Annotated in this window: 19 protein-coding genes, 2 tRNA genes and 1 other RNA gene; 19 read left to right on the top strand and 3 right to left on the bottom strand. The window is 41.2% G+C overall.

The annotated features are described in order from the left end of the window. The first annotated feature begins 36 nt into the window (after positions 1 to 36). The 3 genes from rluD to E0H82_RS00430 all read left to right on the top strand — a co-directional run bounded on the left by rluD (position 37) and on the right by E0H82_RS00430 (position 2,590). A complete protein-coding gene (gene rluD, locus E0H82_RS00440) occupies positions 37 to 1,089 on the top strand; it encodes a 23S rRNA pseudouridine(1911/1915/1917) synthase RluD (protein ID WP_116759839.1) in 1,053 nt (350 codons plus the stop codon). A gap of 86 nt (positions 1,090 to 1,175) precedes the next feature. Beyond that, positions 1,176 to 1,916, top strand: a complete 741-nt coding sequence (pgeF, locus tag E0H82_RS00435) for a peptidoglycan editing factor PgeF (protein WP_131262500.1) — start codon at positions 1,176 to 1,178, stop codon at positions 1,914 to 1,916. A gap of 107 nt (positions 1,917 to 2,023) precedes the next feature. Beyond that, positions 2,024 to 2,590: a flavodoxin family protein gene (locus E0H82_RS00430; protein WP_131262499.1), complete on the top strand. Its 567-nt coding sequence runs from the start codon at positions 2,024 to 2,026 to the stop codon at positions 2,588 to 2,590. Between the two features lie 42 nt (positions 2,591 to 2,632). On the opposite strand, the gene smpB is transcribed toward E0H82_RS00430, so the two are convergent. Next, the gene (gene smpB, locus E0H82_RS00425; RefSeq protein WP_116759833.1) at positions 2,633 to 3,109 is read right to left on the bottom strand and encodes an SsrA-binding protein SmpB; all 477 of its coding nucleotides are present in this window, start codon (positions 3,107 to 3,109) and stop codon (positions 2,633 to 2,635) included. 251 nt (positions 3,110 to 3,360) lie between these two features. On the opposite strand from smpB, the gene coaD reads away from it, so the two are divergent. From coaD to E0H82_RS00400, 5 genes are all read left to right on the top strand, one after another. Further along, entirely contained in the window at positions 3,361 to 3,852 is a 492-nt protein-coding gene (coaD, locus tag E0H82_RS00420) for a pantetheine-phosphate adenylyltransferase (RefSeq protein WP_016165810.1), read from the top strand. Between the two features lies 1 nt (position 3,853). Continuing rightward, entirely contained in the window at positions 3,854 to 4,117 is a 264-nt protein-coding gene (locus E0H82_RS00415) for a YfhL family 4Fe-4S dicluster ferredoxin (protein WP_131262726.1), read from the top strand. Positions 4,118 to 4,143: 26 nt separating this feature from the next. Further along, an RNA gene (rnpB, locus tag E0H82_RS00410) (RNase P RNA component class A) lies at positions 4,144 to 4,521 on the top strand. A gap of 73 nt (positions 4,522 to 4,594) precedes the next feature. Further along, positions 4,595 to 4,671: transfer RNA gene (locus E0H82_RS00405), tRNA-Met, on the top strand. Positions 4,672 to 5,138: 467 nt separating this feature from the next. Next, positions 5,139 to 5,215 (top strand) — tRNA-Met (locus tag E0H82_RS00400). 118 nt (positions 5,216 to 5,333) lie between these two features. On the opposite strand, the gene E0H82_RS00395 is transcribed toward E0H82_RS00400, so the two are convergent. Continuing rightward, on the bottom strand, positions 5,334 to 6,959 hold the full coding sequence (locus E0H82_RS00395; protein WP_131262498.1) for an NAD+ synthase: 1,626 nt from the start codon (positions 6,957 to 6,959) through the stop codon (positions 5,334 to 5,336). A gap of 239 nt (positions 6,960 to 7,198) precedes the next feature. On the opposite strand from E0H82_RS00395, the gene E0H82_RS00390 reads away from it, so the two are divergent. The 4 genes from E0H82_RS00390 (at position 7,199) to E0H82_RS00375 (ending at position 11,314) form a co-directional block, all read left to right on the top strand. Then, positions 7,199 to 7,684: a type IV secretion protein Rhs gene (locus E0H82_RS00390; RefSeq protein WP_131262497.1), complete on the top strand. Its 486-nt coding sequence runs from the start codon at positions 7,199 to 7,201 to the stop codon at positions 7,682 to 7,684. A gap of 195 nt (positions 7,685 to 7,879) precedes the next feature. After that, positions 7,880 to 8,836 (top strand): metal-dependent hydrolase, encoded by a 957-nt coding sequence (locus tag E0H82_RS00385; protein WP_131262496.1) that lies wholly within the window; start codon positions 7,880 to 7,882, stop codon positions 8,834 to 8,836. A 17-nt stretch (positions 8,837 to 8,853) separates the two neighbouring features. After that, the gene (locus E0H82_RS00380) at positions 8,854 to 9,699 is read left to right on the top strand and encodes an SDR family NAD(P)-dependent oxidoreductase (protein WP_131262495.1); all 846 of its coding nucleotides are present in this window, start codon (positions 8,854 to 8,856) and stop codon (positions 9,697 to 9,699) included. Between the two features lie 16 nt (positions 9,700 to 9,715). After that, a complete protein-coding gene (locus tag E0H82_RS00375; protein WP_131262494.1) occupies positions 9,716 to 11,314 on the top strand; it encodes a flavin-containing monooxygenase in 1,599 nt (532 codons plus the stop codon). Between the two features lie 72 nt (positions 11,315 to 11,386). On the opposite strand, the gene gltA is transcribed toward E0H82_RS00375, so the two are convergent. Next, positions 11,387 to 12,664, bottom strand: coding sequence for a citrate synthase (gltA, locus tag E0H82_RS00370; RefSeq protein WP_131262493.1), 1,278 nt, complete (start codon positions 12,662 to 12,664; stop codon positions 11,387 to 11,389). Positions 12,665 to 13,656: 992 nt separating this feature from the next. On the opposite strand from gltA, the gene sdhC reads away from it, so the two are divergent. The 7 genes from sdhC to lpdA all read left to right on the top strand — a co-directional run bounded on the left by sdhC (position 13,657) and on the right by lpdA (position 23,354). After that, positions 13,657 to 14,055 (top strand): succinate dehydrogenase, cytochrome b556 subunit, encoded by a 399-nt coding sequence (gene sdhC, locus E0H82_RS00365; protein ID WP_131262492.1) that lies wholly within the window; start codon positions 13,657 to 13,659, stop codon positions 14,053 to 14,055. Then, positions 14,055 to 14,420 (top strand): succinate dehydrogenase, hydrophobic membrane anchor protein, encoded by a 366-nt coding sequence (gene sdhD / locus E0H82_RS00360; protein WP_004695554.1) that lies wholly within the window; start codon positions 14,055 to 14,057, stop codon positions 14,418 to 14,420. The genes sdhC and sdhD overlap by 1 nt, the downstream gene beginning before the upstream one ends. Positions 14,421 to 14,432: 12 nt before the next feature. After that, positions 14,433 to 16,331, top strand: a complete 1,899-nt coding sequence (locus tag E0H82_RS00355; protein WP_131262491.1) for an FAD-binding protein — start codon at positions 14,433 to 14,435, stop codon at positions 16,329 to 16,331. Positions 16,332 to 16,345: 14 nt separating this feature from the next. Then, the gene (locus E0H82_RS00350) at positions 16,346 to 17,056 is read left to right on the top strand and encodes a succinate dehydrogenase iron-sulfur subunit (RefSeq protein WP_116759813.1); all 711 of its coding nucleotides are present in this window, start codon (positions 16,346 to 16,348) and stop codon (positions 17,054 to 17,056) included. Positions 17,057 to 17,805: 749 nt separating this feature from the next. After that, the gene (locus E0H82_RS00345; protein ID WP_131262490.1) at positions 17,806 to 20,646 is read left to right on the top strand and encodes a 2-oxoglutarate dehydrogenase E1 component; all 2,841 of its coding nucleotides are present in this window, start codon (positions 17,806 to 17,808) and stop codon (positions 20,644 to 20,646) included. Continuing rightward, a complete protein-coding gene (gene odhB, locus E0H82_RS00340) occupies positions 20,646 to 21,860 on the top strand; it encodes a 2-oxoglutarate dehydrogenase complex dihydrolipoyllysine-residue succinyltransferase (RefSeq protein WP_131262489.1) in 1,215 nt (404 codons plus the stop codon). The genes E0H82_RS00345 and odhB overlap by 1 nt, the downstream gene beginning before the upstream one ends. Before the next feature lie 60 nt (positions 21,861 to 21,920). Next, positions 21,921 to 23,354, top strand: coding sequence for a dihydrolipoyl dehydrogenase (lpdA, locus tag E0H82_RS00335; RefSeq protein ID WP_131262488.1), 1,434 nt, complete (start codon positions 21,921 to 21,923; stop codon positions 23,352 to 23,354). Positions 23,355 to 23,521 lie beyond the last annotated feature (167 nt).

The following is a 23,521-nucleotide window of genomic DNA, read 5'->3' as shown; positions in this document are numbered from 1 at the left end:
ATTGCGCTATTAAACCACTTTTGTTTGAATGATCAAATGACCCAAGCACAATCTACTAATACAAATTCTGCAGAAACTGATTTCAATTTACTTGAAGAAATAGACGAAGCAGATAACCATACTTCTGATGCAACTGCAACACGTTTATCGTTGCAATTTCAATTGGATGAAAGCTATATCGGGCAACGTATTGATCAGGTTGCGGCGAATGTTTGGAGCGATTTCTCACGCGAAAAACTCAAGCAGTGGCTGAAGGATGGGCATTTGTTGGTAAATGGTAACATTGTTAAACCAAAGTACAAATGTGAAGGATATGAGCAGCTTACTCTTGATGTCGAGCTAGAAGCACAAACTACGAGTCAACCTGAAAACATTCCACTCAATATTGTTTATGAAGATGATGACATCATTGTGATTAACAAACCTGTTGGAATGGTGGTGCATCCTGGTGCTGGAAATAGCACAGGCACGTTGGTGAATGCGCTGCTTTATCATTACCCAAAGTCGGCTGAACTCTCACGTGCAGGTCTAGTGCATCGTATTGATAAAGACACAAGCGGCTTGTTGGTGGTTGCAAAAACCTTGGAAGCTCAGTTTGCATTAAGCAAACAACTGGCAGATAAATCGGTTTATCGTGTCTATGATTTGATCGTTTATGGCAGCATGATTGCAGGCGGTACCATTGATGAGCCGATTAAACGCCATCCAGTTGATCGCGTTAAAATGACCGTATTGCCGGGCGGGAAAGATGCTGTAACCCACTACAATGTAAAAGAGCGTTTTCAGCATTTCACCCGTGTACAGGCACGTTTGGAAACTGGACGGACGCACCAAATTCGTGTGCATTTTGCTTACATTGGTTATGGTTTGGTCGGCGATCCGGTCTATATGCCTCGTGTACGTGTTCCTGCTGGGGCATCTGAATTGTTAAATGATACTTTGCGTGGCTTTAGACGTCAGGCATTACATGCTGTGCAATTGGGTTTAGTTCATCCACGTACGGGTAAGGACATGATGTTTGAAGCACCATGGTCAGAAGATTTTGCAGCATTGGTTGATGTATTGCGTAGCGAGAATAAAGCTTATTAAAAGCAATTGAAGAGGTGATCTTTGCGAAGTTTCTGATGGTAAAAGGAATAACGCAAAGATGATTTAAGTTGAATAAGGAATTTAACATGCAATTTGTTCAAGGCTTTCCAGAAGGTGTTTTTGTCGGGCAAACGCGTGTGCAACATGAGCATACTCAGGCATCGGATAAACCTGAACTTGATGGTTTTAATTTGGCATTGCATGTTCAGGATAATGCTCATCGAGTACAACAACACCGAATGCAGTTACTTGAGGAATTCTCTGCTTTTGGCGTAGAAAAAATAACTTGGATGACGCAAACCCATAGCACGATTTGTCACACTGTGAATGAACAGATCTACTTCGAGGCACTCGAAGGTGATGGCTTGGTAACTCAACAGAAGCAGCATGCCTTAATGATGATGACTGCGGATTGTTTACCGATTGTCCTTGGCGATGCTGAAGCGATTGAGGTCGCAAATCTACATGCAGGTTGGCGTGGACTGGCCAATGGAATTGTGGAAAACACCATTGCAACTATGCAGCATCCTCCTACTTGGGCATGGTTAGGGGCAGCTATTAGCCAACCTTGCTTTGAAGTAGGGGCTGAAGTCAAACAAATCTTCTGTAGCAAGTATCCTACCTTAGCCTCGACCTTTGAGCCATCGAAAGAACAGGGAAAATACTTTGCTGATTTATATGCGATTGCGCGCTATATTTTGCAGCAGCATGGTATAACCAAGATCTTAGGTGGAGACCAGTGTACCTATAGACAAACTGAAGAATATTATTCTTATCGCCGTAATGCTAAAACTGGAAGAATGGCGACCTTTGTATTTTTAAAATAAGTATGGTTAGCTTGATTGGCCCACTGATTTTTACATTTAGCTATACACTCCCTCATGCGAATGAAAAGTGTTAAACTTGACTTAATTATTTGGTTTTAAAAGTTTCCATGTCTGTCACTGATCCTGTTTCTTCTGCTTCTGTACATGTATGTGTGGTTTATCATAGTCCTTATGGCCATACGGCCAAGGTAGCCCAGTATATTGCACAAGGTGCGGAGCAGGCGGGCGCGAATGTGCACCTGATTTCTGTGGCAGCAGTACAGTGGGAGCTTCTAGATCAGGCTGATATTATTATTATGGGTTGCCCAACGTATATGGGAAGCCTGACTTCTGCACTGAAACAGTTTATGGAAGATTCGTCTAAGCGCTGGTTAGCTCGTGCTTGGCAAGGAAAACTTGCTGCTGGTTTTACCAATGGTGGTGGCTTAAGTGGTGATAAATTGGCAGTCTTGCAGCAGATTAATTTATTTGCCATGCAGCATGGTATGTTGTGGGCGGGTTTGCCGTTTATGCCAACGGGTCGTAGCCAGCAAGATATTAACCGTATGTCGAGCTTTTTAGGTTTAATGACCCAGTCCGATAATGCCAGTGTTGAAGTTACCCCGCCAGAAGGTGACTTGGAAACAGCACGAAAGTTTGGAAAGTATTTAGTTGAGTTAAAAGCTGACTATTAACACTTCTAGTAATAAAAAAACCTCCAAATTGGAGGTTTTTTATTACTTATGCATGATGCGTGCTTTATCACGTTGCCAGTCACGATCTTTTTCCGTAGCACGTTTGTCATGGAGTTGTTTACCTTTTACTAAAGCAATTTCCAATTTCGCGCGTGGGCCTTTCCAGTAAGCGGCAAGCGGAACGCATGAATAACCTTTTTGATTGACTGCACCGAGTAACTTATCCAGTTCACGACGGTTCAATAGTAGCTTACGTGTACGGGTCGATTCAGCAACAATATGCGTAGACGCACTGAGTAATGGTTGAATTTGTGCACCGAAGAGGAAAGCCTCACCATTTTTAAAGGTGATATAACTCTCTGACAGGGTCATGCGACCTGCGCGTAATGATTTAACTTCCCAACCTTGTAAGGAGAGTCCTGCTTCAAATTTTTCTTCAATAAAATAATCATGACGGGCACGCTTATTTTGAGCAATCGTACCGCCATTATGTTTTTTAACTACAGTTGCTTTCGCCATAATCAATTACTTCCAAAGTTATGACTATTGTGCCCCAACATGAACCGACTGACAATTCTTAAATCGGATTGAAAAGCTTTAAAGTAAATCAAATACACCACCAAATAGCACACGGCTATTTTACGCAAATGAAACAGCCCAATAGTTTTTGCACGAATAGTGAAGATTTTTCAAATTTATGCAGTTTCTTCACCAACAAAACAAGATTTTGTTAAAATACATCCCAATAAAATGAATTAGAGTACAAATGGATGTCTAAAACTCGCGTAATTTATCCAGGGACATTTGATCCAATTACCAATGGGCATGTCGACCTTGTGACGCGTGCATCAAAAATGTTTGATGAAGTTGTGGTGGCAATTGCGATTGGGCATCATAAGAATCCATTGTTTAAGTTGGAAGAACGCGTGGCATTGGCACAGGCTTCTCTGAGTCATTTACCTAATGTAGAATTTGTAGGATTTGATGGTTTATTGGTAAACTTTTTCCGTGAACAGAATGCAACTGCGGTTTTGCGTGGTTTGCGTGCAGTGTCTGATTTTGAATATGAGTTTCAATTGGCGAATATGAACCGTCAACTCGATTCACGCTTTGAGGCGGTGTTTTTAACGCCATCGGAACAATATTCATTTATTTCTTCCACGTTAATTCGTGAAATTGCTCGTCTGAAAGGCGATGTCACCAAATTCGTTCCTGAAGCGGTGGTGAAAGCCTTTGAGCAAAAGCATCAACAAGGTTGGTAGAGTGTCTTTATATATAACTGATGAATGCATCAATTGTGATGTTTGTGAACCTGTTTGCCCCAATGAAGCAATTTTTATGGGTGAATTGATTTACGAAATTAACCCAGATTTATGTACTGAATGTGTGGGGCATCATGACCAACCGCAGTGTCAGCTCTTTTGTCCTGTAGATTGTATCCCACTGGATCCCAATCATGCTGAAACTGAGGATGAGTTGATGGATAAATATAAAAAGCTGATTGCTCAAAAAAGCGCAAGCAATTAAGTCTAAGATTTGATACTATGCGCTTCGAAGTGAGCCAGACGATCGCTGCTGTGGAGATCTCCGTGATTGAAGCAGGGGAGGAAAGTCCGGGCTTCATAGGGCAAGGTGCCAGGTAACGCCTGGGCGGCGTGAGCCGACGGAAAGTGCAGCAGAGAGTAGACCGCCTTCATTATGGTTTCGAGCAATCGAAATCGGAGGTAAGGGTGAAAGGGTGCGGTAAGAGCGCACCGCATGGCTGGTAACAGTTCATGGCATGGTAAACCCCACCGGAAGCAAGACCAAATAGGGATCCTTTAGGCATGGCCCATGCTGGATCCGGGTAGGTCGCTGGAGCGTATGAGTGATTATACGCCTAGAGGAATGATCGTTCACGACAGAACCCGGCTTATCGGCTCACTTCACCAAATTTTGATCAATTAAGCGCATTAAGTACTTGACGTACTAAAGATAAAATCACATAATGCGCGCACAGTTTACGGCTATGTAGCTCAGTTGGTTAGAGCACCGCACTCATAATGCGGGGGTCACAAGTTCAAGTCTCGTCATAGCCACCATTTTATAAATCACGTTCCTATAACGTGATTTTTTTTGTCTAAAATTTATGATTAGACATCATATCGGTAAAATAATAAGTGGGGCTTCGGTCTTTAAGCCATTTAATTTTTCAGTAAAAATGTGATTTCAGGATGAGGATTAGAAGAGCGTTACTGAGATGGTTCATCTACCCACATGTATAAAGTTGATTGTTGTGGCATCATCTATCCATTTAATTTAATGGACCCGATATAGCTCATTCTTGTTCTTTACATCTATGTTCGGGACAGTGGATGTCCGTTGAGCGTATAAAAGATCATTAAAAATGGAACTCTGTGTTTGTCGCTGTGATACTAATTTGATGAAAATTATACAAATATGGATGAACTTACGGACAAAATAGATTAACTGTTTAAACTCTGAACATTCATGAATAAAAAGGCTTGACGCATAGACATGAAATTTAGATAATGTGCACACATTTTATGGCTATGTAGCTCAGTTGGTTAGAGCACCGCACTCATAATGCGGGGGTCACAAGTTCAAGTCTCGTCATAGCCACCATTTTTATAGACCAAGCTCTCAGCTTGGTCTCTTTTTTTTGTGCGTGAAAAAATAGAAAAATATTTTGCATATAAAAAAGCCCAAACTTTAGTTTGGGCTTTCAAGTTTCTATCTACGGTTATAGACCAGCTTTCCAACCATTGATGATTGGGTAACGACGTTCGCGGCTAAAGGCACGTGAGCTAATACGCGGACCAATAGAGCCTTGGCGACGTTTATATTCATTAAAGTCGACGAGGCGAATCACTTTTTTCACAACGTCTGCATCAAAGCCTTTGGCAATAATGTCATCTTGGCTCATGTCTTCTTCGATGTAGGCATACAAGATCGCATCGAGGACATCATAAGCAGGTAATGAGTCTTGGTCGGTTTGGTCTGGGCGGAGTTCTGCTGAAGGTGGACGAGTAATCACGCGTTCTGGAATTACAGGTGTTTCAGAGATACTGTTACGATATTTCGCCAATTCAAACACAATGGTCTTATACACATCTTTCAGAACAGCAAAACCGCCAACCATATCGCCGTACAGTGTGCAATAGCCGACAGAAAGTTCTGATTTATTGCCTGTAGAAAGGACAAGGTTACCAAATTTATTGGATAAGCCCATCAATAACGTACCGCGTGTACGTGCTTGTAAATTTTCTTCAGTGGCATCAGCAGGTGCATTACCAAAGAATGGATAAAGCGTTTGCATAAAGCTGTTCACAATCGGATTAATTTCCGCGATACCAAAGGTAATGCCCATATTCTTCGCTTGTGCCGCTGCATCTTCTACACTGATTTGCGACGTATAAGTGTAAGGCATCATGACCGCTTGTACTTTGTCAGCACCAATTGCATCTACTGCAATCGCAAGGGTCAGTGCAGAGTCAATTCCACCAGAAAGACCCAGAATGACACCAGGGAAGCCTGAGCGTTGAACATAGTCACGCGTTGCCATGACCAAAGCTTGATAAATTTCTGCCATGGTTTCGAGGGTTGGACTGCTTTCAGTAACTTGATAGCTTTGTTGTTCGGCAATATAGTCCGAATAGAGCAATGTTTCTTTAAAACTTGGTGCTTGTAGTGCAACAGCACCGTCTTTGTTAATGACAAAACTGGTGCCGTCAAAAATTAAATCGTCTTGACCACCCACTTGGTTGGCATAAACCAAATTGAGATTCATTTGTTTCGCAAGAGCAGACATGGTTTCAACACGATGCTGTGGTTTACCCACTTCATATGGTGAAGCATTTAGGACTAAAGCAGTTTCTACATTAAGTTGAGCGAGTTGCTGAACGGTATTCAGTGACCAGATATCTTCACAAATCAGTACACCGAATTTATGTCCGAGGTATTCAAATACCAAGTGCTGATGGCCTTCGTTAAAATAACGTTTTTCATCAAACACGCCATAATTTGGCAAGTTTTGCTTGTTGTAAATCCCGAGAATCTTACCGTCTTTCATTACTGCGGCAGAGTTATAGCGTTGACCATCTTCAGTTTGATTGACAAAACCAAAGACCATGACAATGTCTTTCACTTGGCTAAGCTGTTCAAACGCTAGTTGTGTGCGTTTAGACAGGCTTGGACGCAACAGTAAATCTTCGGCAGGGTAACCAATGGTTGCTAATTCAGGGAAGATAATTAAATCTGATTTTTGCGCTTTGGCTTCATTTGCCAATTGTTGCATTTTTTCAGCATTTGCTTCGATATTACCAATATGCGGAGAGAATTGTGCTAGGGCAATTTTAAAACTTTTCATTCCAACTTAATCCTAAAGCTATAGGGATGTGTACACAGATGACTGAGTTTCTTATGGTTATCGGTTCAGTACTGTGTAATCAACGACAAAATAATGAATAAATAATTTGCGTTGATACTATATACGAATTGCGACAAATGTAGTGTATAAATTCAAAAAAAATTCTTATTTGCATTTAGAAAAACAATTCATAATTGTAGATGGGAAGTTACTTATATTTCACTGAAAAGGTTAAAGATATGTCGCGCTATTTATCAACGCTGATTCAGGCTATTCGAAGCGTAGGCGTTTTGTCTCGACGCCCTTTGACCGAAGGTGAAAAATCATTGGTTCGATGGATTTTTGCAGACACAATTCAGTTGGATCGGGTTCAAATTATTGCACATAAAGCAGTACTTAAAAATCATGCGATTAGCCCGAATGGATATATTTATTTTCATGCACAAAATTACTGTCATGACTTTTCAAAGTGTTCACTTGGTTTGCAATCTTGGTTTATTCATGAGATGACGCATGTGTGGCAGTATCAGCAAGGCATAGCTGTGGTACGTAAGGCATTATTTGATCGCCGTTATCACTATGTAATCCAGCAAGGAAAATTGTTTTTAAATTATGGAATAGAGCAGCAGGCGCAAATGGTGCAAGATTATTTTATTAAAAAAACACAAGGACAGGACTGCAATGCCTATGAACAATGCATTCCTTTTTTGGCACCCAAAGCGTGATTTTGTCCCATACAGATAATTTTGTCAGAAAACTGTCGGACAAGCATGCGGAAAGGCAGAAATTGCAAATCAAATGACCTGAATTGCTAGTGGCAAGCCGCATAGGCTCACTTAGTTTTTTACTGTAGGTACATGCTTAAGCAGCATGTGTAGTACCACAAAGTTGCACTTACAGTAGAAAAATAAGGAATGGTCATGCAATTCATTACACCACTTAAAAATACATTGAATCATGTATTTTCTGGGCCTCTTTTTGATGCTTTGAAACAGTCTCCCATGATTCCGATTCGGCACATGCGGTTTGACTTTGATCCCAAAGAAATTGATCCCAAGTTTTATCTCAATACAGAATTGGCTAGTGCATATTTTGCATCACTTTCCATTTTTCTAACCTTTGGAGAGGACTTGGTGATTGATACTGCACGTTATCATCGTGACTTGGTACAAGATCCGCTGCTGAAACAACGTGTGACGGCTTTGATTGGTCAAGAAGCCATCCATTCTAAAATGCACAATGAGTTAAATGATGCATTGCTAGAAGTAGATTATCCGGTGCAGTTGTTTCGCACGTGGGCGGGTTGGGCATTTGATTATGGATTTAATCGTTTACCGCAACCCATGAAATTATCGCTCATGGCAGGTATTGAGCATTTCACTGCTGTATTGGCGGAATATATGATGAAGCATGAGGAAATTTTCTTTCATTCCCGAGATGAAAAGCAGCGCGCCATTTGGATGTGGCATATGCTCGAAGAGTCTGAGCATAAGGATATTGCTTATGATGTATTCCAAGCCTTATCTAATAATTATGTACTGCGTATTGCAGGCTTTTTCCCTGCGCTCTTCACGATTCTTATTTTAATTTCAGCAGCTTCACTTATGGTGCCATTTTACCGAGAACCGAAAAATTTGATTCGTTGGCATTACTGGAAAGAACTGCCTTATAGTTTTGGTCTGATTTTTGGCTTAAAAGATGGTGTTTATGGCAGTACCATACAGCATATTTTTGACTATTTGCGCCCTGATTTTCATCCCAATGATCATGATACGTCTGCTTATTTAAGTTATTACAAAGAAAAGCTATTACATCCCGAACATGGCATTTTAACGCCATATTTTACTCGGGAATTTACCCCTAGTTTACGTTCATAACAAAGCGGGGATTTAAAATGAAAATTTTTAATAAAAAATGTAAACCCAGTGAACACGCTTATGCTGTGGTGACAGGTGCGGGAAGTGGCATTGGGCGGAGCTTTGCACTAGAACTTGCTCGGCGTGGTGGGGTGGTGGTTTGTGCAGATATCCAACTCAGCGCTGCTGAAGAAACCGTGAGCTTGATTCAAAATCAATATCAAACAGATGCTTTTGCTGTGCAATGTGATGTGGGGTGTGCGGAGCAAGTCAAAGCATTAGCTGAGCAAGCCGAACAATTAATGGGACACGCGACCACCTTAATTATTAACAATGCGGGAGTTGGTTTGGGTGGAAAGTTTGATGAAGTCAGCCTAGAAGATTGGCAATGGTGTATGCATGTCAATTTATGGGGAGTAATTCATGGATGCCATTATTTTGTCCCCCAATTTAAACAGCAAGGCTATGGTGCGATTATTAATGTAGCCTCTGCCGCAGGGTTTACTGCTGCGCCTGAAATGACAGCATATAACGTCACCAAGTCGAGCGTTTTGGCGTTGTCTGAAACGCTTTCAGCAGAACTTCGCAGTGCCAATATTCGTGTCAATGTGCTTTGTCCAACGTTAGTGCCAACCAACATTATGAAAAATGGGCGTTTACCACAACATTACTCTGGTTTGGCGGATCATTTGCTGATGAATCATGCTTTTATTAATAGCGATCAAGTCGCAGTTAAAACCTTGGATCGGCTAGATGCGAATAAGCTGTATACCATTCCACAGCCAGACGCCAAGTTGTTTTGGTGGTTAAAACGAGCTGCTCCAAGTCTGTATGCCAAGCTGCTTGGCGTGGGCTATCCGTTGTTCCAAAAATATGTGAAATAAAAATAAGAGATTCAACATGACAGAAAATATTTTAGCGGAAAATTCAGATCAAAAAATTGAATCCGCCTTAGATGAAGGTGCTGAATCTATTGGGGTAGAGGAAAACCAAACTTCCGTGATTCAACAAAAAGCCAGAATACGAATTAAAGCGAAACAACCACAGCCAACGCGTGTATATGATTGTGTTGTGATTGGAGCAGGAATATCTGGTATTGCTGCTGCTTATAAGATGATACAAGCTGGTTATACTGACTTTTTAGTGTTTGAAAAAGCAGATCGCGTCGGTGGAACTTGGCGTGATAACACGTATCCTGGCTGTGGTTGTGACGTACCATCCGCGTTATATTCTTTTTCGTTTGCGCCAAGCCATGCTTGGAGTCATTTATTTGCTAAGCAAACAGAAATTTTGGCCTATCTGGAACAGGTCACGAAGCAATTCAATTTGTATGACAAAATTAAATTTAAGCATGAACTTATATCCGCCAAATGGAATGAAGCGCAGCAACAATGGGTTTTAGAAACCACACAAGGGACGTTTCTCGCTCAAAGAGTGGTTTTCTCTACTGGCCCTATTACAGAGCCGTCTGTACCGCAGATTAAGGGAATTGATACTTTTGCGGGAGAAATGTTTCATTCGGCACGTTGGAAACATCATTACGATTTAACAGGTAAACGAGTTGCGGTGATTGGTACAGGTGCATCTGCAATTCAGTTTATTCCTCAAATTCAACCTCTCGTTAAGGAGTTGATTGTTTTTCAGCGTACTGCACCGTGGGTATTACCTAAAGCCGATCTGGCATTGAATGATGTGGATAAAGGCATCATGGCCAAATATCCTTTGATTCAACAGTTGTGGCGTAACAGTGTTACGCAGATTTTAAATGGGATTAACTTTGGATTACGTCATCCTCAAATATTAGAGCCGATTAATCTGCTGGGCAAACAGCTATTAAAACTGCAAATTCAAGATCAAACATTACGAAAAAATGTGACCCCTAATTTCTCAATTGGTTGTAAACGGCTGTTATTCGCCAATGATTATTATCCTGCCTTACAACAAGAAAATGTACAGCTTGTGCCACAGGGTTTGATTGAAATTCAAGGGAATCAATTGATTGCTGCCAATGGTGAGCAGTGCCAAGTTGATGTGATTATCTGGGGAACAGGCTTTGAAGTTTCACATCCGCCTATAGGTAAGCGCGTCTATGATGCGAATGGGCAACTCTTGGCAGAGCGTTGGAAGGAAAGTTCACCAGAGGCATTTCTAGGTACCAGTTTAGAACATGTCCCAAATGCCTTTTTAGTGCTAGGCCCAAATATTCTGGTCTATGATTCATTTATTGGGATTGCTGAAGCGCAACTGGATTACATTGTTAGCGGTTTACTGCAAATGCGGGATCAGAGCATTAAGCGTATAGAAATTAAGCCAAAAGCATTGCATGAACATAATGTTGCGGTACAAAAACATTTGCAGAAGACGGTTTTTAATCTTGGGGGCTGTAAATCTTATTATCTAGATCAAAATGGGCGAAATTTTGCAGCTTGGCCGTGGTCACTTAAGCAATTGAAGCGAAAGCTGAAAAAATTAGACTTGGCTGATTATGATATTGCTTGATATTTAGTTTTATTCCACGAGAAATAAAAAACCACCCAAAGGGTGGTTTTTTTAATCCTTAATTCTTTCGAATTAACGACCTTGGATGTCACGTTGAACTTCACCAGTGTAAAGCTGACGTGGACGACCAATTTTGTAAGGTCCGCTGTGCATTTCTAACCAGTGGCTGATCCAACCAACAGTACGTGCAAGCGCGAAGATTACAGTAAACATTTCAGTCGGGATACCAATCGCTTTAAGGATGATACCTGAGTAGAAGTCTACGTTAGGGTATAAGTTACGTTTAATGAAGTATTCGTCAGAAAGCGCGATACGTTCAAGTTCCATAGCAAGAGCAAGCTGTGGATCGTTGATGCCTAAAGCAGCAAGAACTTCATCACAAGTTTCTTTCATTACTTTCGCACGTGGATCGAAGTTTTTATAAACTCGGTGACCGAAGCCCATAAGTTTAACTTCTTTAGTTTTTACTTTTTCCATGAAGCCAGCAACGTTTTCTACAGTGCCGATTTCATCAAGCATTTTAAGAACAGCTTCGTTCGCACCACCATGAGCAGGTCCCCAAAGTGCAGAGATACCAGCAGCAATACATGCATATGGGTTAGCACCAGTAGAGCCAGCCAAACGTACAGTAGATGTAGACGCGTTTTGTTCGTGGTCAGCATGAAGCGTGAAAATACGATCCATTGCTTTTGCAAGAATTGGGTTTACTTTGTAATCACGGTCTGCAGGAGTAGCAAACATCATATGCAAGAAGTTTTCTGCATAGTTTAAGTCATTACGTGGGTAAACAAATGGTTGACCTACAGTGTACTTGTAGCTCCAAGCTGCAAGTGTAGGTACTTTTGCAATTAAGCGAATAGCAGTAATTTCACGATGGTTAACATCTTCAATGTCTAAACCGTTGTGATAGAACGCAGAAAGTGCACCAACTACACCCACCATGATTGCCATAGGGTGAGCGTCACGACGGAAACCATTAAAGAAGCGGCTAACTTGGTCGTGAACCATCGTGTGGTTACGTACTTTAGCGTCAAATTCAGCTTTTTGCTCAGCAGTTGGAAGCTCGCCATTTAATAATAAGTAGCAAGTTTCTAAGTAGTCTGCTTTAGTTGCAAGTTGGTCAATTGGGTAACCGCGGTGTAAAAGTACACCTTTGTTACCGTCAATGAAGGTAATTTTTGATTCGCAAGCTGCTGTTGCCATAAAACCAGGATCAAAAGTAAAGTGACCCGCGGCCAACACATCCTTAACGTCGATTACATCTGGGCCCAATGTGCCGCTGTAAATTGGTAATTCAATTTCTTTGCCATCAAGCTGTAATACGGCTTTTTTGCCAGTTGCTTCAGACATTCAAAGATCTCCTGTCCTGGTGAATGTTTAATCTGACTCGTAGTACTAATCTTCTAATGCGCGAATCAGACGGATCAAAAATTTGCTACTTAGATTAGAGTGTACTGAAATTTTGTCAATTATACTTATGGATAAAAACTGACGTCCTCACAGAGGTTTAGTCAAATCCGTCCTTAGAGGAATGAATAAAATCACAGCACCGCCGCGCTATAATATGTCAAAATATTCTTGAGGTGCAGAAAAAAAATAGAACTCCATCTTAATTGTAAATATTTATAAAAATTATAGAGAGGGTATTTTTGAACAAATGGTGCGAGCAAACTGAATCGAAATTCATCTAATTTTCATAACTTACATTCATTTTTGTTCATATTTTATTTCGTTTTTGAGTCAAACCTGACATTAAATTCTAATCCTAAAGACTGGTTTGATTGATCAAAAAATGACTAATTAGATTTTGGATTTCGGTTGGAAATTAATCTTTTTGCGTAATTTTTTGCAATTTTTGAGCAAATGAAACCCTTAATATTTATACGTGATCTGTATATTGTTTTTGCTAAGTCATTATTTAATCACGTTATATCATAAAATTATTGCTCTAAATAAATAGTGAACATTTTGATAGGAAATGCAAGTCTCTCCATATAAAGGAAGAGATTCTCAGATAGAGAAAATATCTTCCTTATCTTTAGTCTAAAAATGCAAAATCACAGAAGACGATTAAAAAGGGGGTATTTTATGGATAAGTGATATAAACCAATAGCATAGCAATAAAATTGAGCTAAATTATTGGTTTTTATAGAATGTTGTTTTTGTTAATGATTCTTATTTAAAGGTTTTTGTTAAAAAACCAGTCTTTGATTGTTTGTATTTTGACTTTTCGCGTTTTATAATTCGATGTCGTTTTAAGTTTAGGCATTTACTTGCCTGACAATGCCAGCTTTCCTTCGAATTAATTCCAACAAACTCCGGATGGAGTTTTTACTTACAGGATGCCCGCTGTGAAAAGCAACAGACCTGTCAATTTGTCCATGGGTCAAGTTTTAGAAGTAAACTTAAAATCCCCTGTGGCTATTGCATCAATTTTACACCGCCTATCTGGCGTTATCGTATTTTTACTCGTACCGGTACTTTTATGGATTTTAGACAAATCATTGTCTTCTCCTGAAGGTTTTGTGCAAGTGCAAGCTATTTTTAATAGCTTCATCGTGCGCTTTATCGTATGGGTATTTGTAGCCGGCTTAATTTTCCACTTTATTGCGGGTGTTAAGCATTTACTTGCGGATCTTGGTATTGCTGAAGAACTGCAAAGTGGTCGTGTCGCAGCTACTATTTCATTGATCTTGTCTGCAATAGGTATCATTGCGGCATTTGTATGGATTGTTATCTAATGAAAAGTGCTACTGGTTTAACGGGTTCAGGTTCTCGTGATTGGTTTATCCAACGCGTAAGTGCTGTCGTATTAGCAGTTTATACTGTTGTTGTTTTAGGTTGGATCCTATGCAATGGCGGTTTTAGCTACGAACAGTGGTACGGCTTTATGATGACAGCTCCAATGAAGATCTTATCTTTATTAGCAGTCTTATCTCTTGTTGCACATGCATGGATTGGTATGTGGCAAGTATTCACGGATTATGTGACTACTCGTCAAATGGGGCCTTCAGCTTCAGGTTTACGCCTTGTACTGACTTCAGCAGTAATTATTGCTGTATTTGCATATGCGATCTGGGCAATCCAGATTTTTTGGGCGAATTGATAGGAAGAGATCATGGGCGCTATAACCCCTAAAGAAGATTACACAAATATTCCACACGAAACTTTCGATGCTGTCATCGTTGGTGGTGGTGGTTCAGGTATGCGCGCATCTTACCAACTTGCTCAAGCTGGTTTAAAAGTTGCGGTTCTGACTAAAGTATTCCCAACACGTTCGCACACAGTTGCTGCACAGGGTGGTATTGGTGCATCTCTTGGTAACATGCAAGAAGATAACTGGCACTATCACTTCTACGACACTGTTAAAGGTTCGGACTGGTTAGGTGACCAAGACGCGATCGAGTTTATGACGCGTGAAGCACCACAAGTGGTTTATGAGTTAGAACATTTGGGTATGCCGTTTGACCGTAACGCAGATGGTACGATTTACCAACGTCCATTCGGTGGTCACTCTGCAAACTACGGTGAAAAAGCAGTTCCACGTGCATGTGCTGCTGCTGACCGTACAGGTCACGCACTTCTTCATACGCTTTATCAAAGCAACGTGAAAATGGGCACACAATTCTTTGTTGAATGGATTGCACTTGATCTTATCCGTAACGAAGCGGGTGATGTACTTGGTGTAACTGCATACGACCAAGAAACGGGTAAAATTGCGGTATTCCAAGCCAAAGCGACATTGTTTGCTACAGGTGGTGCTGGTCGTGTTTACCGTGCATCTACTAACGCATATATCAACACTGGTGACGGTCTTGGTATGGCGGCTCGTGCAGGTATTCCATTGCAAGACATGGAATTCTGGCAATTCCACCCTACGGGTGTTGCGGGCGCAGGCGTATTGTTAACCGAAGGCTGTCGTGGTGAAGGTGCGATCCTTCGTAACGATGCTGGTGAGCCGTTCATGGAACGCTATGCACCAACTTTAAAAGACTTGGCACCACGTGACTTTGTATCACGTTCAATGGACCAAGAAATTAAAGAAGGTCGTGGTTGTGGTCCTAAGAAAGACTACATCTTGCTTGATATGACGCACTTGGGTGCTGAAACAATCATGAAACGTCTTCCGTCTGTATTTGAGATCGGTAAGAAATTCGCGAACGTTGACATCACCAAAGAGCCAATTCCCGTAGTGCCGACAATCCATTACCAAATGGGTGGTATTCCTACGAATATTCATGGTCAAGTTGTTGTGCCTGAAAGTGCTGAAGTTTCACCGCTTGAAGCAAACTACAACAAAGAAACTGATGTTTATTCTACCAATGCGGGTGATCGTAACTTTACGAAACCTGTGAAAGGCTTCTATGCAATTGGTGAGTGTTCTTGTGTATCTGTACATGGTGCAAACCGTTTAGGTACGAACTCGCTTCTTGACTTGGTTGTATTTGGTAAGGCAGCCGGTGAGCACATCATCGATTACGTGACTAAACACCACGGTGATGAATATCAACCACTTCCTACAACTGTACTTGAGCAAACTGTTGCACGTATCCGTAAATTGGATGAGTCAACAACAGGTGAAAATGCACAAGAAGTTGCTGATGCAATTCGAGACATCGTACAAGACCATGCTGGTGTATTCCGTACAGAAGCATTGCTTGACAAGGGTGTGAAAGAAATTCTTGCGATTGAGTCGCGCGTACGTAACATTCATTTAAAAGACAAATCTAAAGTATTTAATACAGCACGTATTGAAGCTTTAGAGGTTGAAAACTTATATGAAGTTGCTAAAGCGACCTTGATTTCAGCTGCTGCACGTAAAGAATGCCGTGGCGCGCATACAGTTGTAGATTTTGAAGAATCTCCTGATCATCCAGAATACCCTTACGGTCGTCGTGATGATGAGTGGATGAAGCATACATTATGGTTCTCTAGCGATAACCATCTTGAATACAAGCCAGTACGTTACAAGCCACTATCTGTAGCTGCAATTCCACCTAAACCACGTACATTCTAATTGGGAGAAGTAAGATGAGTAGAGGTACTCGTACATTTAATATCTACCGCTACGATCCTGATAAGGATGCAGCACCATACATGCAAACTTTTAAGCTTGAGTTGACTGATAAGCACCGTATGTTGCTTGATGCACTTCTTGCATTGAAAGTACAAGATGAAACTTTAACGTTCCGTCGTTCATGTCGTGAAGGTATTTGTGGTTCAGATGGTGTGAATATTAATGGTAAAAATGGTTTAGCGTGTCTTTGGAACCTAAACGACTTACCAGAAGTGATTACTGTTCGTCCTTTACCAGGTTTGCCAGTGGTTAAAGATCTAGTTGTGGATATGAATCAGTTCTACGATCAGTACAACAAAATTCATCCATTCTTGATCAACAACCAACCTGCGCCACCAAAAGAGCGTTTACAGGCTCCTGAAGAGCGTGAACACTTAGATGGTTTATACGAATGTATTCTTTGTGCATGTTGTTCAACTTCATGCCCATCGTTCTGGTGGAACCCTGATAAATTCTTGGGTCCTTCAGCGTTATTGAATGCTTACCGTTTCATCATCGATTCACGTGATACAGCAACTCAAGAGCGTTTGGCTCGTCTTGACGATCCATTCTCGTTGTTCCGTTGTAAAGGCATTATGAACTGTGTATCAGTATGTCCTAAAGGTTTGAACCCAACTAAAGCAATCGGTCATATCCGTAACATGCTTTTAGATATGGCAGGCTAATCTTTAGAAATTAAAGATGATTAAAAAAGCACACTTAAGAGTGTGCTTTTTTTATGAAACCTGAAAATTATCGTGCGTAATACTGTTTTGCTGGAAAGGAGCAAGAACATAAATATAATTTGTGCAATTCATGTAAAAACAGATGGATTATTTATGCTGAAAAAGCGTTTGTCGCGTAGAATAAATGCTATTATATAACGTTAGAAAAGGGCAGTTTGTAAGAAGATGCTCTTTTTTATTATTTGCTAAATTTAAATAGGACTTTGGTCTAGATTTAATGTCGATTGATGATAAATCACCGTAGTTTACAGCATAAAATATTATGTGTATTTCGCTGATTTATGAATGGTATGTGTCAAAAAAATCAATTGGTGAAAGAGGAACATGTTACGATTTGATACATCGTTATATTGAAAAAAACTGTGGTTAATTAATGCACATTTTTAATATAAATTGGGTGCTTACATACTTTCTAAGTGGTTTTAGAAAAGCTAAATCAAGAATTTATCTTTTCTAAAACGATTTTGCAAAAAATTGCTCGGTTTCGGTCGAGTATATATGGATGAGTGATGATGCCATTGAGGGTGTTGTTGTTCATTTTTCACATCAGGTTACTCCTAATGTGGTGATAACGCCCTGAGGCTGATGTCTGCTAGGGACTAATGTCATGTTACCAATTTGACATTATCAATCATGGGGTTGCTTAAAAGGCACCTGAAATATTTTTGCAATAGGAAATGGGTCCACAAATGCAAGAAGTTGCTGACGCTCTGCGTCTTGACACTGAACTTTCCGCTGATAGTGCAGCGTATATTGAAGAACTTTATGAGCAGTATTTAACGTCACCTGAATCAGTTGGTGCTGATTGGCGTGTATACTTCGATAAATTCCCGAAAGGTGATCAACCACACAGCAATGTACGTGAGCAATTCCTCTTATTAGGCCGCAATTCAAGCCGTGTTCAGGCAGTGGTTCAAAGCACAGTTAGTACTGAACATGAGCGTCGTCAAATTGGCGTATTACAACTTATTGCAGCGTATCGTAACCGCGGTCATCAGAAAGCGAAGCTTGATCCACTAGGTTTGGCAAAACGTGAAATCGTGCCAGATCTTGATCTTGCTGCACATGGCTTAACTCAATCAGATTTAGACACTGTATTCAATACAGGTAATCTTTTGATTGGTAAAGACGAAGCAACTTTAGGTGAAATGGTTCAAGCCATGGAAGCAACTTACTGTGCTTCGATTGGTGCTGAATACATGCACATTGTTGATACCAAAGAAAAACGTTGGATTCAACAACGCCTTGAAGGTGCACGTGGGCAATTTAACTTCACAGCAGACCAGAAAAAACACGTATTAGAGCGTTTAACTGCGGCTGAAGGCCTAGAAAAATTCCTAGGTAATAAATACGTAGGTGCAAAACGTTTTGGTGTTGAAGGTGGTGAATCTTTCATTCCAATGGTTGATGCTTTGATTCAACGTGCAGGTTCTGTAGGCTGTAAAGAAGTTGTCATTGGTATGCCACACCGTGGTCGTTTGAACCTTCTTGTGAACATCATGGGTAAAAACCCAGCAGACCTATTTGGTGAGTTCGAAGGTAAGAGCATCCATAAGAAAGGTTCTGGTGATGTTAAATACCACCAAGGTTTCTCTTCAAATGTCATGACTCCAGGTGGTGAAGTTCACTTGGCATTGGCATTTAACCCATCGCACTTAGAAATCGTTGGACCAGTAGTAGAAGGTTCGGTGCGTGCACGTCAAGTACGTCGTAAAGACATTGGCGGTGACGATGTATTGCCAGTGATTGTGCACGGTGATGCTGCATTTGCAGGTCAAGGCGTTAACCAAGAAACCTTCCAAATGTCACAAACTCGTGGCTATACCGTTGGTGGTACAGTTCACATTGTTGTGAATAACCAGGTAGGTTTCACAACTTCTGATCCACGTGATGCGCGTTCTACAGAATACTGTACGGACATTGCGAAAATGATCCAAGCACCGATTTTCCATGTGAACGGTGATGATCCTGAATCAGTATTGTTTGTTGCTCAATTGGCGCATGACTTCCGTCATACATTCCGTAAAGACGTTGTAATTGACATGTTCTGTTACCGTCGTCGTGGTCATAACGAAGCGGATGAGCCAGCTGCAACACAGCCAATGATGTATCAAGTCATCAACAAGAAAACCACGACACGTGCATTGTACGCAGACCAATTGGTTCAGCAAAATGTGTTAGACCGTGCGAAAGCTGATCAGATGGTTGAAGATTACCGTTCTGATTTAGAAGCGGGTAAGCATGTTGCGAATGCGTTGGTACTTGAGCCAAATACAAAAATGTTTGTAGATTGGACGCCGTACTTAGGGCATGAATACACAGATATTTGGGATACAACGTTCTCTGAAGATCGCTTAAAAGAACTTGGTCGCAAAATGCGTGAGCTTCCTGAAGGCTTCGTGATGCAGCGTCAAGTTGCAAAAGTGATTGACGATCGCTTGAAAATGCAAACTGGTGAAATGCCATTAAACTGGGGTGCAGCTGAAACTTTGGCTTATGCATCTATTTTAGATGATGGTTATTTGGTTCGTTTAACAGGTGAAGACGTAGGTCGTGGTACCTTCTCACACCGTCATGCGAAGTTACATAACCAAGTGGATGGTTCAACCTATATTCCACTTTGTCACATTAAAGAAAACCAACCACGTACTGCAATTTACGACTCATTATTGTCGGAAATGGCGGTGTTAGGTTTTGAGTATGGTTATGCGACCACTCTTCCTAAGAGCTTGGTGATTTGGGAAGCACAATTTGGTGACTTCGCAAACTGTGCACAGGTTGTGATTGATCAGTTCATCGCATCAGGTGAAACCAAGTGGGAACGTGTGTGTGGTTTAACTTTACTTCTTCCGCATGGTTTTGAAGGTCAAGGTCCAGAGCATTCATCTGCACGTTTAGAGCGTTTCTTACAGCTATGTGCTGAAGATAATATGCAAGTGATGACACCGACTACGCCTGCACAGATTTTCCATGCTTTACGTCGTCAAGCGATTCGTCCAATTCGTAAGCCAATGATTATCATGTCGCCGAAGTCTTTGCTTCGTCACAAACTTGCAACGTCTACTTTAAGTGAACTTGCAAACGGCACATTCCAAACAGTGATTGATGAGATCGACAACATCAACAAAGCAGACGTAACTCGTTTGGTACTTTGTGGTGGTAAGGTTTACTACGACTTGCTTGAAAAACGTCGTGAGCAAGAGTTGAATAACACAGCGATTATTCGTATCGAACAATTGTATCCATACCCAGAACAACGTATTGCTGAAGTTCTGGCTCAATATCCAAACGTAAAAGAAATTGTTTGGACGCAAGAAGAGCCGAAGAACCAAGGTGCTTGGTTATTCATCGCACCACGTTTATATGATGATGTGATGAAATCAGGTAAACAAGTACGTATCAGTTATGCAGGTCGTGAAGCTTCTGCTGCACCGGCTTGTGGTTCACCATATTTGCATGCAAAACAACAAGCTCAGCTGGTTAATGACGCTTTAGCGATCGTAGCTGAACAATCAGGAGATTCTAAATAATGGCAACCGAAATTAAAGCACCGGTATTCCCAGAGTCAGTTGCAGACGGTACGATTGCAACTTGGCACAAACAACCAGGTGAAGCAGTATCACGTGATGAAGTGATCTGTGACATTGAAACAGACAAAGTTGTTTTAGAAGTAGTTGCTCCTGCTGACGGTACAATCGTTACAATCATTAAAGGTGAAGGTGACACCGTTCTTTCTGCTGAAGTAATTGCTCAGTTTGAAGAAGGTGCAGTTTCTGGTGCTGCTGCAACAGAAGCAGTTCAAGGTGAAGCGAAAGTTGAACAAGCTGCTGCAAACACTCAAGCGGGTGCTGCACCAGTCGTTGAACGTGCTCAACAAGTTCAAGATCAAGCTCCTGCTGTGCGTAAAGCATTAACGGAAACTGGTATTGCTGCAGCTGACGTTGCAGGTACAGGTCGCGGTGGCCGTATCACCAAAGAAGATGTTTCAAATCACCAAGCTAAACCAGCTACCACGGCAGCACCTTTAAGCGTTGCAGTGGGTGAACGTATTGAAAAACGTGTTCCAATGACACGTCTTCGCAAGCGTGTTGCTGAACGTTTGCTTGCGGCAACTCAAGAAACAGCAATGTTGACGACGTTTAACGAAGTGAACATGAAGCCAATCATGGAAATGCGTGCACAATATAAAGACGCATTTGAGAAGCGTCATGGTGCGCGTCTTGGCTTTATGTCTTTCTTTGTTAAAGCTGCAACTGAAGCGCTTAAACGCTACCCAGCAGTTAATGCTTCAATTGATGGTGATGACATTGTTTACCACGGTTACTACGACATCGGTGTAGCGGTATCTTCTGAGCGTGGTCTAGTTGTACCTGTACTTCGTAATACAGATCGTATGAACTATGCTGAAGTTGAAAATGGTATCCGTGACTTTGCTTACAAAGCGCGTGATGGCAAATTAGGCATCGAAGACATGACTGGCGGTACGTTCACAATCACGAACGGTGGTACTTTCGGTTCATTGTTATCGACTCCGATCTTGAATACACCACAAACTGCGATTTTGGGTATGCACAAAATCCAAGAGCGTCCAATGGCTGTAAATGGTCAAGTAGAAATCTTGCCAATGATGTATTTAGCGCTTTCTTATGACCATCGTTTAATTGATGGTAAAGAAGCTGTAGGTTTCTTGGTAACAATCAAAGAATTGTTAGAAGAACCAGCTAAATTGATCCTTGACCTTTAATCGATAGAATAAAAATAACAGGCTTAGAGCGATCCTTTAAGCCTGTATTTGGAGATAAACATGTCTCAACAATTTGATCTTGTTGTAATTGGCGGTGGCCCAGGTGGCTATGAAGCAGCGATTCGTGCAGCACAATTAGGTTTTAAAGTTGCGTGTATCGAAAAACGTATTCACAAAGGCAAACCATCTTTGGGCGGTACTTGCTTAAACGTGGGTTGTATTCCTTCTAAAGCATTACTTGACTCTTCACATCGTTATGAAGATACAGTGCATCACTTAGCTGATCACGGTATTACCACAGGTGATGTGAACTTTGATCTTGCAAAATTACTTGCACGTAAAGACAAAATTGTTGACCAGCTTACTATGGGTATTGATGGTCTTCTAAAAGGTAACGGTATCGAGTGGTTAAAAGGTACAGGTAAATTACTTGCAGGTAAAAAAGTAGAATTTGTATCTCACGAAGGTGAAACTCAAGTTTTAGAGCCTAAGTACGTGATTCTTGCGACCGGTTCTGTGCCAATTAACATTCCATCAGCACCAGTTGATCAAAACATTATTGTTGATTCAACTGGCGCACTAGAATTCCAAGAAGTCCCTAAGCGCTTAGGCGTAATTGGTGCAGGCGTGATTGGTCTAGAGCTTGGTTCTGTTTGGCGTCGTTTGGGTGCTGAAGTTGTTGTATTTGAAGCAATGGATGCATTCTTACCAATGGCTGATAAAGCGTTGGCAAAAGACTACCAAAAACTTTTGACGAAACAAGGTCTTGATATTCGTGTTGGCGCTAAAGTTGCTGGTACAGAAGTCAATGGTTCAGAAGTTACTGTTAAATATACTCAAGGTGGCGAAGATAAAACTCAAACTTTCGATAAGTTGATCGTTTGTGTAGGTCGTCGTGCATACGCTGAAGGTCTATTGGCTGATGATTGCGGTATCAAATTAACTGAACGTGGTTTAGTTGAAGTGAACGATTGGTGTGCAACGTCTGTTGAAGGCGTTTATGCAATTGGTGACTTAGTACGCGGTCCAATGCTTGCACATAAAGCAATGGAAGAAGGTGTAATGGCTGTTGAGCGTATTCACGGTCATGCAGCTCAAGTCAACTATGACACCATCATTTCTGTGATCTATACACATCCAGAAGCGGCGTGGGTAGGTTTAACAGAACAGCAAGCCATCGAGAAAGGCCACGAAGTGAAAACCGGTCAATTCGGTTTCGCTGCAAACGGCCGTGCAATGGCTGCTGGTGAAAATGCTGGTTTTGTGAAGTTTGTTGCTGATGCAAAAACAGATCGTTTACTCGGTATGCACGTGATTGGGCCTGCTGCGTCTGATATCGTACACCAAGGTATGATCGCACTTGAGTTTGTATCTTCTGTTGAAGATCTACAGTTGATGACTTTTGGTCACCCAACATTCTCTGAAGTTGTTCATGAAGCTGCATTGGCCGTTGATGGTCGAGCAATTCACGCAATTCAGCGTAAGCGTAAATAAGACTAGAAAAGAGCGGTTTTAACCGCTCTTTTTTTTGATTAAAGGTTGTTTTTACCGGAACAATCTACTACAAATAAGAAAGAAAAAATGTAATAAGGACTAATACCAAATAAGACGTGAGTCTAGGGATTAGTCAGTCCATAACAAAGCAAAGAAGTAGTAAAAGG

Origin of the sequence: Acinetobacter sp. ANC 4910, from assembly GCF_004331035.1 — a bacterium.
Lineage (GTDB): Bacteria > Pseudomonadota > Gammaproteobacteria > Pseudomonadales > Moraxellaceae > Acinetobacter.
Note: the sequence above shows the minus strand (reverse complement) of the source record. Positions and strands in the feature narration are given on the sequence as shown.

Bases quoted from the DNA above. Each gene is read 5' to 3' on its own strand.
- rluD (WP_116759839.1), top strand. From the start codon at position 37: ATGACCCAAGCACAATCTACTAATACAAATTCTGCAGAAACTGATTTC.
- pgeF (WP_131262500.1), top strand. From the start codon at position 1,176: ATGCAATTTGTTCAAGGCTTTCCAGAAGGTGTTTTTGTCGGGCAAACG.
- E0H82_RS00430 (WP_131262499.1), top strand. From the start codon at position 2,024: ATGTCTGTCACTGATCCTGTTTCTTCTGCTTCTGTACATGTATGTGTG.
- smpB (WP_116759833.1), bottom strand. From the start codon at position 3,109: ATGGCGAAAGCAACTGTAGTTAAAAAACATAATGGCGGTACGATTGCT.
- coaD (WP_016165810.1), top strand. From the start codon at position 3,361: ATGTCTAAAACTCGCGTAATTTATCCAGGGACATTTGATCCAATTACC.
- E0H82_RS00395 (WP_131262498.1), bottom strand. From the start codon at position 6,959: ATGAAAAGTTTTAAAATTGCCCTAGCACAATTCTCTCCGCATATTGGT.
- E0H82_RS00390 (WP_131262497.1), top strand. From the start codon at position 7,199: ATGTCGCGCTATTTATCAACGCTGATTCAGGCTATTCGAAGCGTAGGC.
- E0H82_RS00385 (WP_131262496.1), top strand. From the start codon at position 7,880: ATGCAATTCATTACACCACTTAAAAATACATTGAATCATGTATTTTCT.
- E0H82_RS00380 (WP_131262495.1), top strand. From the start codon at position 8,854: ATGAAAATTTTTAATAAAAAATGTAAACCCAGTGAACACGCTTATGCT.
- E0H82_RS00375 (WP_131262494.1), top strand. From the start codon at position 9,716: ATGACAGAAAATATTTTAGCGGAAAATTCAGATCAAAAAATTGAATCC.
- gltA (WP_131262493.1), bottom strand. From the start codon at position 12,664: ATGTCTGAAGCAACTGGCAAAAAAGCCGTATTACAGCTTGATGGCAAA.
- sdhC (WP_131262492.1), top strand. From the start codon at position 13,657: ATGCCCGCTGTGAAAAGCAACAGACCTGTCAATTTGTCCATGGGTCAA.
- sdhD (WP_004695554.1), top strand. From the start codon at position 14,055: ATGAAAAGTGCTACTGGTTTAACGGGTTCAGGTTCTCGTGATTGGTTT.
- E0H82_RS00355 (WP_131262491.1), top strand. From the start codon at position 14,433: ATGGGCGCTATAACCCCTAAAGAAGATTACACAAATATTCCACACGAA.
- E0H82_RS00350 (WP_116759813.1), top strand. From the start codon at position 16,346: ATGAGTAGAGGTACTCGTACATTTAATATCTACCGCTACGATCCTGAT.
- E0H82_RS00345 (WP_131262490.1), top strand. From the start codon at position 17,806: ATGCAAGAAGTTGCTGACGCTCTGCGTCTTGACACTGAACTTTCCGCT.
- odhB (WP_131262489.1), top strand. From the start codon at position 20,646: ATGGCAACCGAAATTAAAGCACCGGTATTCCCAGAGTCAGTTGCAGAC.
- lpdA (WP_131262488.1), top strand. From the start codon at position 21,921: ATGTCTCAACAATTTGATCTTGTTGTAATTGGCGGTGGCCCAGGTGGC.